Source organism: Nostoc sp. (assembly GCF_036917395.1).
GTDB lineage: Bacteria > Cyanobacteriota > Cyanobacteriia > Cyanobacteriales > Nostocaceae > Nostoc.
The window spans coordinates 1-17,517 of the sequence record NZ_JBALDI010000021.1 but is presented as its reverse complement, the minus strand read 5'-3'; the positions used below and the strand labels follow the sequence as shown (position 1 = coordinate 17,517).

The 17,517-nt window shown below is 42.3% G+C and carries 13 protein-coding genes, 1 tRNA gene and 1 other annotated feature; of the genes, 5 read left to right on the top strand and 9 right to left on the bottom strand.

Annotated elements, in window-relative coordinates:
• Positions 1–22 precede the first annotated feature (22 nt).
• The 3 genes from V7K46_RS09540 to V7K46_RS09530 form a co-directional block, all read right to left on the bottom strand.
• Positions 23–859, bottom strand: coding sequence for an SGNH/GDSL hydrolase family protein (locus tag V7K46_RS09540; RefSeq protein ID WP_335112439.1), 837 nt, complete (start codon positions 857–859; stop codon positions 23–25).
• Between the two features lie 140 nt (positions 860–999).
• Positions 1,000–2,415 carry an ammonium transporter gene (locus tag V7K46_RS09535; protein ID WP_442939820.1) on the bottom strand — a complete coding sequence of 472 codons (1,416 nt, stop codon included), beginning with the start codon at positions 2,413–2,415 and terminating at the stop codon, positions 1,000–1,002.
• A 371-nt stretch (positions 2,416–2,786) separates the two neighbouring features.
• Positions 2,787–3,110 carry a YnfA family protein gene (locus V7K46_RS09530; protein ID WP_298918353.1) on the bottom strand — a complete coding sequence of 108 codons (324 nt, stop codon included), beginning with the start codon at positions 3,108–3,110 and terminating at the stop codon, positions 2,787–2,789.
• Positions 3,111–3,482: 372 nt separating this feature from the next.
• On the opposite strand from V7K46_RS09530, the gene V7K46_RS09525 reads away from it, so the two are divergent.
• The 4 genes from V7K46_RS09525 to V7K46_RS09510 all read left to right on the top strand — a co-directional run bounded on the left by V7K46_RS09525 (position 3,483) and on the right by V7K46_RS09510 (position 10,965).
• Positions 3,483–8,111, top strand: a complete 4,629-nt coding sequence (locus V7K46_RS09525; protein WP_335112435.1) for a GAF domain-containing protein — start codon at positions 3,483–3,485, stop codon at positions 8,109–8,111.
• Positions 8,112–8,337: 226 nt separating this feature from the next.
• The gene (locus V7K46_RS09520) at positions 8,338–8,763 is read left to right on the top strand and encodes a DUF4363 family protein (RefSeq protein ID WP_335112433.1); all 426 of its coding nucleotides are present in this window, start codon (positions 8,338–8,340) and stop codon (positions 8,761–8,763) included.
• A 441-nt stretch (positions 8,764–9,204) separates the two neighbouring features.
• Entirely contained in the window at positions 9,205–9,486 is a 282-nt protein-coding gene (locus V7K46_RS09515) for a peptidase (protein ID WP_273763151.1), read from the top strand.
• A 480-nt stretch (positions 9,487–9,966) separates the two neighbouring features.
• The gene (locus tag V7K46_RS09510; RefSeq protein WP_335112431.1) at positions 9,967–10,965 is read left to right on the top strand and encodes an RNA polymerase sigma factor, RpoD/SigA family; all 999 of its coding nucleotides are present in this window, start codon (positions 9,967–9,969) and stop codon (positions 10,963–10,965) included.
• A gap of 200 nt (positions 10,966–11,165) precedes the next feature.
• On the opposite strand, the gene V7K46_RS09505 is transcribed toward V7K46_RS09510, so the two are convergent.
• Both V7K46_RS09505 and V7K46_RS09500 read right to left on the bottom strand, forming a co-directional pair.
• Entirely contained in the window at positions 11,166–11,804 is a 639-nt protein-coding gene (locus V7K46_RS09505) for a HesA/MoeB/ThiF family protein (protein WP_335112429.1), read from the bottom strand.
• Between the two features lie 34 nt (positions 11,805–11,838).
• Complete coding sequence (locus V7K46_RS09500; protein ID WP_335112427.1) at positions 11,839–12,669, bottom strand: hypothetical protein; 831 nt, start codon at positions 12,667–12,669, stop codon at positions 11,839–11,841.
• A 144-nt stretch (positions 12,670–12,813) separates the two neighbouring features.
• Positions 12,814–12,869 (bottom strand) — a sequence feature (23S ribosomal RNA rRNA prediction is too short).
• Positions 12,870–13,102: 233 nt separating this feature from the next.
• Here V7K46_RS09500 and V7K46_RS09495 point away from each other — a divergent pair.
• Complete coding sequence (locus V7K46_RS09495; protein WP_335112425.1) at positions 13,103–13,966, top strand: TRADD-N-associated membrane domain-containing protein; 864 nt, start codon at positions 13,103–13,105, stop codon at positions 13,964–13,966.
• A gap of 76 nt (positions 13,967–14,042) precedes the next feature.
• Here the strand turns inward: V7K46_RS09495 and V7K46_RS09490 are convergent, their stop codons facing one another.
• The 4 genes from V7K46_RS09490 to V7K46_RS09475 form a co-directional block, all read right to left on the bottom strand.
• The gene (locus tag V7K46_RS09490) at positions 14,043–15,479 is read right to left on the bottom strand and encodes a vWA domain-containing protein (RefSeq protein WP_335112423.1); all 1,437 of its coding nucleotides are present in this window, start codon (positions 15,477–15,479) and stop codon (positions 14,043–14,045) included.
• A 501-nt stretch (positions 15,480–15,980) separates the two neighbouring features.
• Positions 15,981–16,051 (bottom strand) — tRNA-Phe (locus tag V7K46_RS09485).
• Positions 16,052–16,542: 491 nt separating this feature from the next.
• Entirely contained in the window at positions 16,543–16,743 is a 201-nt protein-coding gene (locus tag V7K46_RS09480) for a hypothetical protein (protein WP_335112421.1), read from the bottom strand.
• 685 nt (positions 16,744–17,428) lie between these two features.
• The gene (locus V7K46_RS09475; protein ID WP_335112534.1) at positions 17,429–17,497 is read right to left on the bottom strand and encodes an aldehyde dehydrogenase family protein; all 69 of its coding nucleotides are present in this window, start codon (positions 17,495–17,497) and stop codon (positions 17,429–17,431) included.
• Between the last annotated feature and the right edge of the window lie 20 nt (positions 17,498–17,517).

The following is a 17,517-nucleotide window of genomic DNA, read 5'->3' as shown; positions in this document are numbered from 1 at the left end:
ACCCTTTTTCCCTCGAAGGACGTTAACGTTGGGGTTTTAATTCGATTTCGCTATAAATCTGCAATGCAGAACGCCAAACTATATAGCCTTCAGGGCTTAAATGTAAGCCATCAGTAGTAAATTCGCGGCGGAGATTACCTTGCTTGTTGGTAAACAGGGGATATAAATCGAGATATTTGACACCTTTTTTGGTAGAAATGCTTTGCAGTTGCTGATTCAACTGGCGAATACGACTATTGGCAATAGTCTGGAGTTTCTTTCGTCCTTTCCAGGTTGCTTCCTCTGCCCCGTGTGGCAAAATCGATTGGACAATAATTTGGGCTGTGGGATGCGCCTTTCGTAGGTAACTAATAATTTGCTGCTGATTATCTAAAATTACCCCATCGCTTATCCCCCCAATTAGGTCATTAATGCCAATCATCACAAAAATTAACTCTGGCTGGGTGCGGTCAAATATCTTCAATCTTTTCAAAAGTCCATTGCTGGTTTCGCCAGAAATTCCTTGATTGAGCCAATTTTTACCTTCGGGTAATAAATCGGGGGGAAACCACAGACTCAAAGAATCTCCCGCCAGGATGCTTAAATGCGGAGTCCGTTGGTCAGCAGCTACCTTGGCTTCTTGCTTAAGGATGTTTACCCACTCCTGGTAAGTGAGTTGGTGACGGCGACCTAAATCAGGTGTAACAACTTGGGGTGAGTTGTTCAGGTTGATTGGCTCTGGGGATGTTATTACCCCCCCAAAAAAAGCGGTCAATCTCTGCTGTTGCCAAATTAGCAGGATGACCGCCAACATGAGGATGCCGTTGGTTAACAGCGAGAAAAATGCCCAGATCGGAAAGGTTTTTGCTGAAGTAGACACGACTAGCGAAATTTACCAATTATTAGAATCAAATTTTAACGCTAGCGATCGCAAATTACCCCAATTTTGGATTTTAGATTTTTCTTTCAATCCAAAATCCAAAATTCAAAATCCAAAATTGAATGACTCAGCACTCCTTACTAAGTGGGACGATCGCCAAACTCGGAGTTGTAACCTTCTTCACCGTGTTCGTTAATATCCAAACCTTGCAATTCAGCTTCGTCTTTGACTCGCAGCCCGACTGTAGCATCAATAACCTTGAGAATAATCCACGTACCAACACCTGCGATCACATAGGCAATGGCAATTGCTACTAGTTCAACTCCCAATTCACCAAAATTACCACGCAGCACTCCGTCTTTACCTCCTCCGTTGACTTGAGTCGTGGCAAAGATCGCCGTTAAAATTGCCCCTACTGTACCACCAACGCCATGCACGGGATAGGTATCTAAAGCATCGTCAATTTCCAGCTTGTGCTTGAAACTGATCGCATAGAAGCAAACAAAGGCGGTGATGAAACCAATTAAAATCGCTGATAACGGTGTGACAAATCCGGCGGCGGGAGTGATGCCGACCAAGCCAGCAACGGCTCCTGTAGCCGCTCCTACAGCGGTCGGTTTCCCCCGTAAAACTGATTCCAAAATTAGCCACATTAAAGCTGCCGCCGCCGCCGCTGTATTGGTAGCAACAAAGGCTGTTGTTGCTAAATTTGTGACTACATCACCAGAAGTTCCACTAGCAGCAGATAAGGCACTCCCAGCATTGAAACCGAACCAGCCAAACCACAGCAAGCCAGCACCCAACAAAATGAAAGGAACATTGTGTGGAGGGCTAAGACGATCAGGATGGGTTTTCCGAGGCCCAAGGACGATCGCTGCTACTAGAGCAGAAACGCCAGAACTGATATGAACTACTGTACCGCCTGCAAAGTCGAGGGCACCTAATCCACCAGCCAAACCTAAGAATCCACCTTTCGCCCATACCATGTGGGCCAGGGGGGCGTAAACAAAGGTTGACCACAGCAGCACAAACAGCGAATAGGCGCGGAAATTCATCCGCTCAACGATCGCCCCAGAAATTAAGGCTGGGGTGATAATCGCAAACATCGCTTGATAAATCGTGAACGCCTGGTGGGGAATCGTTCCGGCATAGGAGACAACATCAGCATATTTAGGGTCTGCTGCTTTGAGCGCATCTTCGTATGGCAGATGCGGCAAGTAGCCTTGAATCTCTAAACCGACACCATTCAACCCCAACCATTGCAATCCACCGATGAACGGTAAACCTGGCGCAAAGGCAAGACTATAGCCCCACAAAATCCAGGTAACTCCCACGATCGCCATCACCACAAAGCTCATCATCAATGTGTTTAGGATATTGCGCGATCGCACAAATCCACCATAGAAAAACGCTAATCCTGGTGTCATTAGCAGCACGAGTGCTGCTGAAATCAGCATAAATGCCGTATCTCCAGTATCAGCAGCAGGCGGCGCAGCAGCTGGGGTTTGGGCAAAAGCATTGCCCATCAGCGGTACTCCCAAAATCAGTAGGGTCATAGCCCCAATCATTACAACTTTCTTCAACACTTGTTTTTCTTCCTAAGCACCAATTATTTGTATACTTCACTACATTTGATTACTTTTAGTTAGACATTTTTGTCTTAAAAGATACTTAACCTTAATTTTCTGCAAATGTTAACAAAAATATAATCCTGATTGTAGTTACCAAGATTTAAATAAGCGTGTACATATGCAATAATTGCATCTTTTTTTGTTTTTGAAGAATAACATTTTATTCAACCGCTACAAAATTCCAAATTTTTAGTTACCTACTGTTACAAACCAAGATCCTTGTGAGAATTGATAATTATTGTAAATTATCAGAGAATTTGCCCAAATATCAGCCATAAAAACACTGAAAGTGTCAATTAAGTTCTGGGTGCAAACATGATAATTAAAACACCCACTAAAGCGAAACTTGCTCCTATTAGGTCGTAGCGGTCTGGAGTTACCCCGTCTACCTTCCAACCCCAAAGCATTGCCATTGCGATAAACACGCCACCGTAAGCCGCATACACTCTGCCAAAATTTGTCGATTGGAGAGTTGCAATAACCCCATAGAAAGCTAAAGCAATTCCACCCAATATGCCCCACCAGAACGGCTTACCTTCACGCAACCACAACCAGACTAGGTAGCCGCCCCCGATTTCAAATAAACCAGCCCACAAAAAATACAGCAAGGACTTAATCATTTGACTGATTTTTTAATAAGGTCGAACTCAGTGAAATTACCCTAACGCTTTTAACCAAACTATTGTCATTAATTGAAGTAAGTTTGTTGAACTGGGCATTGGGGAGCCAGTGCGTTGCGGAGGTTCTCTCCGTTGTACTCCTACAGGGATCTTGCTAGCAAGAGCATCTCCGACAGGAGAAGCAACTGGCGTCATTGGGCACTTGTACTGAGCGGCGTCGTAAAGCCTGCGGCATAGCTACGCTTAGGGCGCAGCCTCTCCAAGAGTTGTTGGGCATTGGGCACTGGGCACTGGTTCCCCTGCCCCTCTACCACCTGCCCCTCTGCCCCTCTGCTTCTTCCCCAGTCCCCAGAATGTAGATAAGGCTCAAGGATGAAAGCACCATTACCTGATAACGAAGTACAGAGAATCGAGACGCTTTTGCAGTATAAAATCCTCGATACGCCATCTGAAGGCGCTTTTGAGGATGTCACCCGTTTAGCCTCGTATATTTGTCAGACTCCTATTGCAATAATTAGCTTAATTGATACAAACCGTCAGTGGTTCAAGTCAAAAGTCGGTTTGGATGCCCAAGAAACACATCGAGATTTGGCATTCTGTGCCCATGCTATTCTACAGCCTGATGTTTTGATTGTGCCTGATGCAACAAATGACGAACGGTTCGCCGCAAACCCACTGGTCACTTCTGACCCAAATATTCGGTTTTATGCTGGTGTACCTCTGATTAATCCTGAGGGATATGCGCTAGGAACACTTTGCGTGATTGACTATGTACCACGAGAACTTACTCCAGATCAGATAGAGGCATTACGAACCTTAGGTCGTCAAGTCATTAAGCAACTGGAATTGCGCCGAAATTTAGCAAGTTTGGTACTTGTGACCAACAAAGGCAAACAGACGCAGAGGGTACGCAAGCAATTTTTCAAAAGGATTGTGGCAGGTTTCAGTTTGGCGTCGGCAATTTTAGTTTTGATTGGTGTGGTTTCCGATCAAAATCCAATAGAATATACTAATAATGGCAGTATAGGAAAAAATACTTCTAAAAAAATTAACAGTCTAGAAGAACTACTGTCCCAGATCAAGGATGCGGAGACTGGGCAAAATGGTTATGTCCTCACTGGAAAACAAATTTATCTCAAACCTTATCAAACAGCACTTGCTAACGTCGATCAAGAAATTGCCAAACTGAAAAGTTTAGCAACAGATCAACCGAACCAACGAGAGCAGATCACAACGCTTGAATCTCTGATAACGGCTAAAACTCAACTCAAGACTATCGACTTGCGCCAGAACAAGGGATTAGAGGCGGCATTGCAAGTAGTAGTGAGAAATAATCAACAAAATCTCATGGATGATAGCCGCAAGGTGATCAATGAGATGGAAAACGAGGAAGGGGGACGACTCCAACACACAAGTCGCAACACAATTCTGACATTTGCGATCGCCATCTGCGTAAGTTTTATCGTTGTTGCTGTAGTCTACTACTTCATCTATCGTCAGGTGATTGAGCGCCAAAGGAAAGAAGAAACCTTAAATCAAGAACGCAACTTTATCTCAGCAGTCCTTGATACAGCCAGTGCTTTAGTAATAGTTTTTGACTCTCAAGGGAAAATCGTTCGCTTCAATCAAGCTTGTGAGCAAATAACAGGTTACTCCTTCGATGAGGTGAGGGGTAGGTATTTCTGGAACTTGTTCCTAATTCCTGAAGAGGTGGAGTCAGTCAAAGCAATTTTTGAGCAATTGCTAACTGGTGGAGGCTTCCTAGAGTACGAAAACTATTGGGTAATGAAGGATGGCAGTCGGCGACTGATTTCCTGGTCGAATACCTTCTTAAAAGACTATGAAGGATCAGTGGAACACATTGTTAGCACTGGCATTGACATCACTGATCGCAAACGATCTGAACAGCATCTGACTGCACAATATGCTGCAACCCGCGTTTTAGCGGAGTCCGCCACGACGGGCGAAGCTACTCACCAAATACTGCAAGGGATCTGCGAGAGTTTGGGATGGGATTTGGGTGAAATTTGGATGGTAGATCAGCAAGCAAATGTGCTGCGTTTTCTCGATATGTGGCATAAAGCATCCCTTGAGGTGCAAGAGTTTGAAGCACTGAATCGGCAAACCACGTTTCCACCAGGAATTGGACTACCTGGTCGGGTTTGGGCTAGTTCTGAACCTGTTTGGATCGCTGATGTTGTTAAAGAACTCAGTTTCTCCCGCTTCAAAATTAACGCTCAAGTAGAATTACAAGCAGCTTTTGGTTTTCCAATCCGTAGCGGTCACAAAATCCTTGGTGTCATTACCTGCTTTAACCGTGAAATCCAGCCACCTGACCAAGATTTAGCAAAAACGATGAATTCGATTGGCGAACAAGTGGGGCAGTTTATTCAGCGTAAACAGGCTGAAGAAGAAGTACAACGCCAAAACTTGCGATCGCAACTATTTACCGAAATCACCCTCAAGATTCGCCAGTCTTTACAAATCGAAGAAATTCTCCAAATCACTGTCAAGGAGGTGCAAAAGATTCTCCAGACTGATCGAGTTTTGATCTACCAGCTTTTGCCAGATGAGTCTGCACCCACCGTTATTGAAGCAGTAGTTTCTGGCTTACCAGCAATCAAAGAGCAAAGCATCACTCCTCCCTACTTCCAAGCGGAATATCTACAACAATACTATCTACAGCAGTACCGTCAAGGACACGTTTTAGGGCTGGCTAATTTGGATCTGCTGAAAGTCGAACAAAGCCATCTGGAATTAATGCAACAGTTTGGGGTCAAAGTCAATTTGGTTGTGCCCATTCTTGTCAAAGAAGAACTTCGCGGTTTGCTCATAGTTCATCAGTGTGATGATTCCCGCCACTGGTCTAACTTTGAAACTGATCTTTTGCGGCAAATAGCCGACCAAGTAGGTATTGCCTTAGCCCAAGCCCAACTATTAGCAGCAGAAACTCGTCAGCGACAAGAACTTGAAATTGCCCGTCGCCAAGCCGAATTAGCTTCTCAGACTAAAAGTGCCTTTTTGGCAAATATAAGTCATGAAATTCGGACTCCGATGAATGCTGTATTGGGAATGACCAGTTTGGTGTTAGATACTCCCTTAGACGCAGAACAGCAAGATTTTATTGAAACAATTCGGAGTAGTGGAGACGCCCTTTTAAGTTTAATCAACGAGATTTTGGATCTTTCCAAACTTGAGGCTGGAGAGATGGCTCTTGAAACTCTAGATTTTGACCTATTCACTTGTGTGGAAGAAGTGGTGGAATTATTGGCTCCTTCAGCTCATAACAAGGGATTAGAAATTGCTGCCATGATTGAGCACAACGTCCCCAGCCACCTCAAAGGAGATAGTGGTAGGCTGCGGCAAATTCTCATGAACTTAATCAGTAACGCAATCAAGTTCACTAGCGCTGGCGAAGTATTAGTGCAAGCCGAATTGCGTTCGCTTTCCTCCACTACAGCCACTATCCATTTTGCCATCACAGATACAGGTCTTGGCATTAGCCCTGAAGACCAACGCAAACTCTTTACGCCATTTACCCAAGTGGATGCTTCTACGACTCGCAAGTATGGTGGTACCGGTTTGGGATTAGCCATCTGTAAACAACTGGTGACTTTGATGGGAGGAGTGATTGGGGTAGAAAGTCAGATGGAGAAAGGATCTAAGTTTTGGTTTGAGGTGCTTTTTACCAACCAAGTTGAGCCTGTTTTGCCAAAATGCGATCGCGGACTTTTACACAATCGCCGCTTGTTAGTGGTGGATAACAATGCTACTAATTGCAAAATTATCTACCATCAAGCTACTCATTGGGGAATGCAGGTAGATCAAGCTGACAGTATTGCTGCGGCCCTCAAAGTTATTCAGAAAGCTTGTGAGCAAGGAAAATCCTATGATGTCGCCTTGGTTGATATGCAAATACCCCAAACAAATGGCATGACTTTAGGAGAACAAATTAAAGCCAATTCTGCAATTGCTGAGATACCTTTGATTATGATCATCTCTACTAATCAACGGGATCAAGTGCAGCAGGCGCTCCAAATCGGATTTGCTGCTTATTTGGTTAAACCCATTAAGCCATCACGACTGCGCGATACCATCATAACTATTTTAGAAACTGTGCCGGAATTAGAACAACGAGTTAGAGACTCTTGGCTAGAGGCTACTGAAAAAATCCAGAGTACAGAAACTTCAAGCATTCTTACTTCCTCTTCTCCTAACCCCTCTACTAAATCCAAGTTAAGAATTCTGCTAGCTGAAGATAATTTGGTGAATCAGAAAGTAGCCTTGAAGCAACTCCAGAGTTTGGGCTACAAAGCCGATGTCGTTGCTAATGGAAAGGAAGTTTTGCAGCTATTAGAAAAAATTCCTTACGATTTGATTTTAATGGATTGCCAAATGCCAATTCTCGACGGTTTGGAAACCACAAAAGAAATTCATCGTTGGCAAGAGGACGCTTTTGCCCTGCGTCGTCGTCCTGTGGTGATTGCGATGACAGCTAATGCGATGAAAGAAGACGAACAAATGTGTCTAAATGCCGGAATGGACGACTATCTGACTAAGCCAGTGTTTAAAGAAAAATTGGCTGCGACTCTAGAGCATTGGACAGGCGTGATCTTCTCACAACAAAAGGCAGTTGTGTATGAACAGACAGTTTCCACTGACCTAGCAATTGATTGGGAACACTTGCATCGGATATCGGGAAATGACACAGAATTTGAATTAAATCTATTGCGAATATACGTTGATGATATTAAACCCCGCTTAGAAATAATTATTGCAGCGATCGCATCTCATGACTTTGGGCAAATTCTGCGAGAAGCTCATCACCTTAAAGGTGCTACTGCCAATATTGGAGCCACAGCTATGTACCTAGCAGCTGACAAACTAGAACAATTGGCTTACGATCAAGAGCTTAAAGATACTACTAACTTAATTTTAGAGTTAAAAGAATTTGTCAACTGTATTCAAGACTTTTTAATCAGAAACAAAGTAACAAATTAGACATTATTACCCATCAAAAATGATCGGGCATAAACCCGCAATTAAGATGCAAAAACAGCCTTGATACAGCCGCATAAATAGATAAAGTATAGATTATTGCATTGATTACTTAGGTTAAACCTGGATAAAATCTTCCTACGTCTCCAGCAACTTTAGATGACAGGTTTGCTGATATAGTAACTGATACCGTCAGGACTTGGCGATTTATGATTATTCAAGAGGTTTTATGAAACGCTTAATCTACATCATCCCCGTTACTGCAATTGGCTTACTGACATTGGTAGGATGTAACAGCGATCAAAAATCTACTACCCAGACTCCTGCTACCACTCAAACCACTGGGGGGACAACAGCATCCAAAACTCCTGGTACTACGCAGGGAGGTTTTGCTCCTTTGGTCAGTGTAGTTTCAAATACAAAAACTGCGGTGCAAGCCGGAAATTTTGACAAAGCTCAACAGGAATTTAATAAGTTTGAAAATTCTTGGTCTAAGGTTGAGGATGGTGTCAAAACTAAATCTTCAAAAACCTATAATGTAATCGAAGACACTGCGACCCAGGTGAAGGGTGCGCTGAAAGCAAAAGATAAAGCGAAAGCTCTTAAGGGGTTACAAACACTTGACACAAATATTGCCACTGTTTCTAAAGGGTGAGGGAAAACTAAACATACAGCAGAAGTTAAACAATTTTGGATTTTGGACTTTCCTGCGGAACGCTACGCGTAGCTTGCTTCCACGTTCGCGGAGCGTCTCGTAGAGAAGTGGTACGGCTACGGTCAGTCGAACGATTTTATATTTTAGATTGACCCCATGTTTCCAGGTAGTTGTTCTGAATAAATAATTTTAGATTTTGGATAATAGAATTGTTTTCGTGTTTAAATTCGGGGGAAACTATTACAAGACGCGTAAGGGACAGACCTTTTCAAATTTTGAATTTTGAATCTTTGAATTCCATTATCCAAAATTTAAAATCTAGAATTCAGTCAAAAGACAGGAAACATTAAAAGAACAAGCTTTCTATCTGGCTTGAAGATAAATAGTTCTGTACCTGATCAACTTGCAAACTGCTATAGTTTCCACTGGAGATTTTGGATAATGCGTTCATTTCGCAAGTACCACCGGACTCTAGCGATTATTTTGGCTTTACCGCTTGCTGTAACATTGTTAACTGGTATTGCAGCTACGCTGGTAGGTGAGTGGTCAGCTAACCTTGGAGTTGGGCGTAGTCTACTGCTTTCGATTCATCGTGGTGAAATCTTTGGTTTACAGGGAATCTACCCGATTTTGAACGGACTAGGACTATTGGGATTGTTAGTTACTGGATTAAGTATGACTAGTTTGTTTGGTAGGAAAAGGTCAAAATCTGAGAAGGATTAGAAAAGACATAACTTTACTCAAGAGCGATCGCGTCTTTTAAGATATAAAAACAAGTAGGTTCCCCTGCCAAAGCAATTGTGTAATCAAGGCATAACCCATTGTCTCCAGTGCTGCAAAACCCATTGCAGAAGCTGTTTATAGAGGTATTTCTACTGCTTCATAACGAACTTAAATTTGGACAGACATAACCTTTTCACTTCTTTGACAAGCTGCTGTAACATCAAGCTCTTAACTTAAAACATATTAGTTTTGGCGAAATAATTATCCGTGATCACAACGAGAAAAATCTTGACCAATCTTTGAATTTCACCTTTTAAAATCAAGCTAAAAACCGATTTTAGTCAAAAGTCACCTCAGTAACTTAATCATCCAAAATTAATAATTTCATTATAATTTGATTTCTGAATGTTACACTAATTTTCTGTGATTAAAATTTATTTACCTCTAAACCAACAAGTATTTCTGAAGGTTAAAATAACTATGAATAATCTATCTTTCCAGTCTCTAGAAGGAAACAATAAAAATGAAAAACATTTATCTACTATTGATCCAGTACGTACTTATCTTCGTGAAATTGGACGTATACCTTTATTAACTAATGAGCAAGAGATTAATTTCGCCAAGCAAGTTCAACAAATGATAGCTTTACTTGCTGCAAAAGAAAAATTAGCTATTCAATTAAAACGTCAACCGACACAACAAGAGTGGGTTGAAAATATAAATATCGGTGAAAAATCACTGCTGCAACAGCTACATCAGGGATATCAAGCCAAGCAGAAAATGATTCAGGCTAACCTGCGACTTGTGGTGTCTGTTGCTAAGAAGTATCAAAGACATAACCTAGATTTCCTCGACTTAATTCAAGAAGGAAGTTTAGGTTTAGAGCGAGGAGTTGAGAAATTTGACCCTACTAAAGGGTACAAGTTTTCAACTTATGGCTATTGGTGGATTCGTCAGGCAATTACACGAGCGATCGCCGAACAAGGACGTACTATCCGCTTGCCTATTCATATTACAGAAAAACTAAACAAAATCAAGCGTATTCAACGTGAATTAACTCAAAAACTAGGTCGGACTCCTACCGCAGTTGATATCGCCGAAGAACTATCTTTAGATCCTAAACAAATTCGAGATTATTTCCTCTTAGCGCGTCAACCTGTCTCTCTAGAATTGCGAGTTGGCTCAGAAAAAGATACAGAATTACAAGATGTGTTGGAGGATGATGGACTCTCCCCAGAATTATACACTGACCAAAAGTTTCTCCAACAAAATATTCAAATTTTATTGTCAACATTAACTCCCCAGCAACGAGAAATATTAACTTTGCGTTTTGGTTTAACAAATGAAAAAGAACTTTCTTTAGCAGAGATTGGTCAACGTATGGGTATTAGTCGAGAACGAGTAAGACAGATAGAGCAACAAGCTTTAGGTAGTTTACGAAAACAGAAGGATAAGATACACAACTATCTAGCTAATTAATTCATAATTCGTAATGACGCTCTCTACCAGACGCTGCGCGTAGCGTCTGGTAGAGAAGAGAGTAATTAAGTTTTGTAACGGAGATTTACACCTCGCCCCAAAACTTGCCGCTTGTTAGTTGCTCTTTACTTAAACCCTGAGAATTTGGTAAATTCTGATGGGCGATGTCTGCGACAAGCCGCTAAGAACGTCTACGCAATTTACAAAAACAGAGATTGAATAGTCAGATCCTTTAAAGTGATGGTGAAGTTACGCTGTTCTGCTGTGGCAATGAATGAGACGATCGCTTCACACGCCACAGCCACGGTTGATATTATCAGGTTTCGTGCCAGCGGATAATCACAGACATCATCATTCACCTCGGAAGGAACGCGATAAACGTCATTCCAAATCACTTCTGCATAATCAGCTGATAGTCCAGCATGAAGACAAGGAATGCTTAATTGTTCAGCATAATCTTTCACTGCTTGACGTGCCACGCTATTGTCAAAGACATCGACAATTAGCTGGCTGTCTTTGAGTAATTGAGTTGCATTTGCTGGTGTCAACTCCTTTATTTTGGCATCAACTTTAGTACCAATTGCTCGATATAAATTATTTGCCAATATTTTCGCCTTGAACGCCCCAACATCAGAACGGTAGTAAGGCTGAGTCGAAAGGTTACGCTCCTCAATGCGATCGCGATCAATCACTGTAAGTTTATCAAAACCAGACCGAGCTAGGTTTTCAGCAATGTTAGCTCCTAATGCTCCAGCGCCACAAATTGTTACCGGATAATCCTTAAGCTTTGCCATCACAGTATTGGTGCGGTAAAGCTGCTCGTGAAAAAAGATACTCATAATAATTCGTAATTAATTAGTCTTATTGTTCTCACTACTCTTGTTGTTCTATTACACCCACTAATGATTGCAAGTCAAAGTCGCGATCGCGTCCACTTAGGCAAATACCAGAACTAACAACAGTTAAATCACTTTTAGTGATCGCACTACTATGGCGAACACCATCAGCAGTTGTCCAATCGACTGTCCAATAATCACTGCGATCGTGGAATTGATTTAATTTACCGCCACCCATTTGCAAAGCCTTTCTCAGTCGCTTTTCATCCTGTTCGGGTTGAGTAAATCCCTCAATCCGCCGAGTTGCTAATTTATATACTGTGCGGATTTCTGGAGTGATGCCCTTAAACTGTAATTCCTCAGTAGGAGTGAGTTGCTTGACAGCAGATTGCAGAGTTTCACAAATTGCCGGATCGGTACGGCGATCTACTTCCTCAAACCAGCAGGATTGTTCATTCCAGCGGGCAATAATTTGCTCAAAGGCGATACCTTCAGTAACTAAGTGGACTGCGATCGGCTTCACCACCTTTAACCGTTGACGCATATCTACTTCATTCACGGGATATGCTAACCAAGTTTGTCCCCGCAGTGGATGTGCTAACCGCAGCCGTATTTGGGGAAACTGTTGCAGGTATTCCGCAACCTGGGGTAAGTCTGCTTCTTCTACAACCGTTGCTGTCTTCTCATCTACAGGCTGAAAAATGCCCCAACCTTCAAATTTACTAGGCTTTGGACTGAAGGTGTAGACCATCCCAGCTACCCGTGTGCGAACTCGTCCACCCTTGACACAGGGGGCGAGAAATTGGGTAGCAGATAACTGTGCTTCTGCGATCGCAATTTGGTTGATTAGCTTAAATATGTTAGTCATAACTAATACCAATTTTCAAAAATAAGGCTACCAATGTAACCCTAAAAACCGTAATGAAATCTCACTTTCTTAATTACGAATTAATATAATTCTGCGTGCAAGTTGGTGGAGCATTGCGTGTTCTCAGTTACTTGAGGGACTCCGCTGGTGAGCTTTTACACACTCTTTCAAGGATGGCTACTTTTAAGCCTACCTCCCAGGTTCTTCGTACTCCCCGTTCACACACGCCCACTGCATTTGGCAGTGTTACCTTTCCTCTCGTACTAGTATGTAAGCTCCAAGAGTTGGGGCACGCAGGATATTAATATAATACACTATACTACATAAAATTGGAAGAGATGAAAAGAGGGATTTTGGAGTAGAGCGACCGCTGCTACTTCATACGCCTTATAGTTATTTAAGGCTCATTGCAAGTGATTTACCATTGTTTTTTATGATACAAAAAAAATTTTTATTTGTTTCAGCTAGTTTAGTGTGTCTAGTTTATCTATCTGTGCCTTCTTATGCACAGCCATCATCGTCTACACCGACACCACAACCTTCACAAACATCATCAAATACTGATAAACCACCAGCAATCATTGCTTCAATTATCGTTGCTTTGGCGGCAGGGGTATTAGTGCCAATTTCTCAAGTTATTGTAAAGCGTATTGAAAGTAGTTCTGAGGAATTAGCGTCAGAAGCGATTAATAAGATTACTAATCTTGTTAAAGCTGAATCAGAAAGGGAAAAAGCAGCAATAATTAGAGTTGTTGCAGAAGAGTCCTCAAGTGATACTGCAATAACAGAAATAAGAGAAAAATTAAAAAATATCGAGATTAACTTACCAGAATTAAATAAGCCAATAAAATCGGTAGTAGAAAATTTGATTAAAAATTACCATTCCCAAGCTTTAACCCAAGCTGGAATTCAATTTTATTTTAGCCTAGCAGCAGCAACTGTGGGGTTTTTTCTAATTATCTATGCAGGAATTAGTGCAGTAAATACAGATAACCCTAAGAAGCTTTGGAACACTCTTCCAGGTGCTGTAATTAGCGTTGTATCTGCATTATTTTTTAAGCAAGCTGAGGAAACAAGAAAAAGAGCTACAGATCTGTATGACCGCTTGCGTTTAGATGAAAGGCAAGCACAAGCAATTACCATTGCTAATACTATAGAAAGTGAGGAATTTAGATCGCTAGTACAAGCTCAATTAGTTTTTCATCTTGCGGATGTAAAAGATGCTAAACCAATAGATCTAAGTTCTCAAGTGCCGAGATTGATAGGCTTGAAAGATGATAGTCAGAAGAATATGTAAATTTTAAGATTTAATTTTTATTACACTTGTAGCCAGTATCCAGTATTATTTATGTACTGGATACCGACAAACCCTATCACAGTTTATCTTCTCTTACAGGCAACGGCATATCCAAAATCTCCATCAGCAAATCTAGACGAGAGGGGCGCGTCAGGAGTGGGACAAGGTTCGGCAAGCTGTAGTAATCACCCGCGAAGGTGAACGTATCTACAGGTGCTTGCTGCTGCTTTAATTGACTCTCCACCCAGTTGTAATGAGTACCCACACGGACAATCACCACATTGGGCATTATCGCCAACTCCCGGCAGTAGTTCTTGTAGACTTCACCGAAGTAAGGAGCCGCATTTTCACCCTCGTCCGTCACCAGAATTATCTGGTCAACCACCTGCTTCTTCTTCCGCATTGCTTCCAATGCACAGCCGATGCTAGTGCTACCGCCTGCTTTGATGTGCTGGAAGGCACGTTCCCAGTCGCTCAACTCCTTGCCCTTTGCCGTAACAGCGTAAGGAATGGTGTCAAAGGCGTAGACAAACAGTTCTGCTTTAGTGATACCAGAGATGAGGGCAGCGAGTTGCAAACCCGTCGCGATCGCATTTTCCATTGAACCAGACTTGTCCACCAATAAAGCAGTTGTCCGAGCGATCGCACCACGCCGCTTCACCTGTTCGTTAGTCACTTTTTCCAATCGGGTAACCGTGTCTGCGTCAAAATCTGCGGCGTCTGTGGCAATCTGTGCTTTGAATGCTGAGACACGCGTACTCTTAGACGCTTCTTCCAGCTTGGAATCAATCAGCTTCTTGACTTCTGGGTGATCCATTGCACCTCTAGTCTGGAGCGATTTGAGGTTATTGATCGCTTCTTGAGGAGTCATGCTGTTGATTAACGCCACCAATACAACTGGTGTGAGTTGCTTGATAGTACCAATTGCGATCGTATATGGAATTTTGAACTCCACAATCAGCCGTGCCTGTTCTGCTGCACTTTCTGCCTTAGCAAGCTGTTTTAGCATATCTGCTAACGAACCCTCTGGTGGAGTATCGCGAAACAGAATCGCATTTGCCCGCTCATTTGGCTTGATGTGCAGTGAAGCATATAAGTGCTTCATTGCCTTACGACCTCGCAAGGCAGCACGATCAAACAGAGCCGGATTGCTCTCCCGTGTCTTCAAGTAACGCCGTACCGCAGTCCGAGCGGAACGAGGCAGTTTATTCTGCTGCTGCTTCATGAAGTCCACCACACGAGCCACCTGATAGGGCGGAAACTCTTGCAGCATCACAAATCCAGCATCTCGGTGTTCAGTCAAATTGCTAGTCAGTAAGTGAGCAACAAACACTTCCTTGTGGTCGCGGATATCACCATGACGCTGATACCAAACGGCCAGATGTCCATAGAAGATTGGATCGAGTTCAACAATTAACTGATGAATTTCTGCGACTTGCTCAAGTTTGCGGTGAGGAGTTGTGAGCAAACTGTTGAGCATTTCCAGGCGCAGGTCACGTTCTGCGGTTTTCATAAGAACCTCCTTTAACAATTTTGGATTTTAGATTTTGGATTTTGGATTGCAATTTAAAATCCAAAATTGAAGGAGGCAGATGTTGCACGCGGGGCGATAAAGTTACCGCGCAAGTTGTGGAAGCATTGTGTATAATTTGTGCAAAATTATCTAAGCTTCTGCGATCGGGGCGCGGCAACAACTGCCAATTGATAAATTTGATGTAAATAGGACTTACGTAATAACTCTGTGAAACTCTTATTCCTACCCTGCGGGAAGCCACAACTCTTGGAGACGCTCCGCGTAGCTTGCTTCTCCGTAGGAGTACGTGTCTATGCGTCCTTCTCTACGAGATGCTGCGCGAATGCGGTTCGTTTTTTCATTATTTTGCGTAAGTCCTGATAAAGTATCGAAATCGTTGACACTACTCCCTAGTTGAAAAAATTAATCTTTTTCATCGTTCTCACCTCCATGTTGAAATGAAATAAGATCACCTCGTGCAAGTCGAAAAAGCTGTTGATTCACACACGGGATTTGAACCCGTAATTGCTTGAGCTTCAGTCAAGTGCCTGTTCCAATTCGGCTAGTATGTAAGCTTCTTTAGTTAGGGCACGAAGTGAGAACTCTACTTTTGACAAAGTTGATTTAAAATCAATCGAACTAAGTTGTTATTAAACATAATTTAGCTAACATCATTGAACTCACCTCTGTATTGAGTAAATGTTATAAAAATATCAAATTTAAATTATTTAAATTTCGCACAAGTTAGCAAAGTAACTTTCAAAATTGCCTATACCAATTTGGCTACGCTCCCATCAAAGGGAGCGACAGGAATCGTTCGTGTAGCGTTCTCGCAGTGTACCTGCATTCCGTTGCCGGAGTTATATGTAGGCTTCACAAGTTAGGGTGCGGAATAAAATTATGCAGTTATAAATGAAGCAAAGGCTTATGCTTTAAACTCTGCTTTGAAAGTTCTAAGCTATAAGTTCCGATTGAAGAGTTAAAAGTGATAATCAAAGAAACTAATTTATTCAAAACTTCTAACTCCTAACTCCTAACTCCTAACTTCCGTCTTCCAGGCACTTTAACCATAGACAGCTTCAGGACGGATGATCAAATCACCACCAGGACGGCGATCAATTACGTAAACAGACAGGCGATCGCTATTCACATCTAAATGCCGAGCAACGCGCTCCTTCACTGCCATATCATTCATGCCTGCTGCAATTCCCAATTGTGTTTTTGGGACATCAACGGAACGTCCTTCAAATCGAATATGAACCATTGCAATCACCTCTGATTTTAATTACGAATTGATATTAGTGGATCTGATCGGGATTGAACCGATACCCTCCCTGTGAGAGTTACACTCACACCTCGTGCAAGTTGAAAAAGCTGTGGTAACACCGCAGGAATTGAACCTGCACTTATCGTTTTAAATGCGATCGCTCTACCTTTGAGCAAGTATGTAAGCTTTTTCTGTCAGGGCACAAGTGACATCTGGGAACTCTACCGTTAGAGCTACAGACCCAAGTTTAAATAATTGCAATGCTCTGATTGAGGCGATGTGACTCGACTTGCCGAGTCAGCATCTACACAACTTCAACCGAAGTAGAGTCTAGTGGAGCCGTCGGGAATTGAACCAGAGGTTTTAGTTCTTGCCTTTTGAGGAGGCTTTTATCTCTATACTACATTTGTAGTACAAAACCTACATAATGTCAAGGGGATACTACAAATTTCACATTCCAATGCGAAATTTAGATTCTGTCTTCTTTTAGAAGAGAGGCTTCGAGGCTTACTCCCCAACGCTAGTAAGGAAGGAGCTGGGGGGTTAGGTCTTTTTTTATAGTCTACTCAGCTGAAAATCGCGCTTATTGCGAAATTAACTGCGATTATCTATCTGAGCGCTTTGCAAACTTCCAGAAAAGTCAACATAAACACTTTTCCATTCTGTGAAAACATCTAAAGCACTAGTTCCAGCAAGGAATTGCCACTGGGAAATTCCAGGGAGTAATTAAGGCACAAACTCCTATGGGCATTCGTACAGTCATGGCGAATT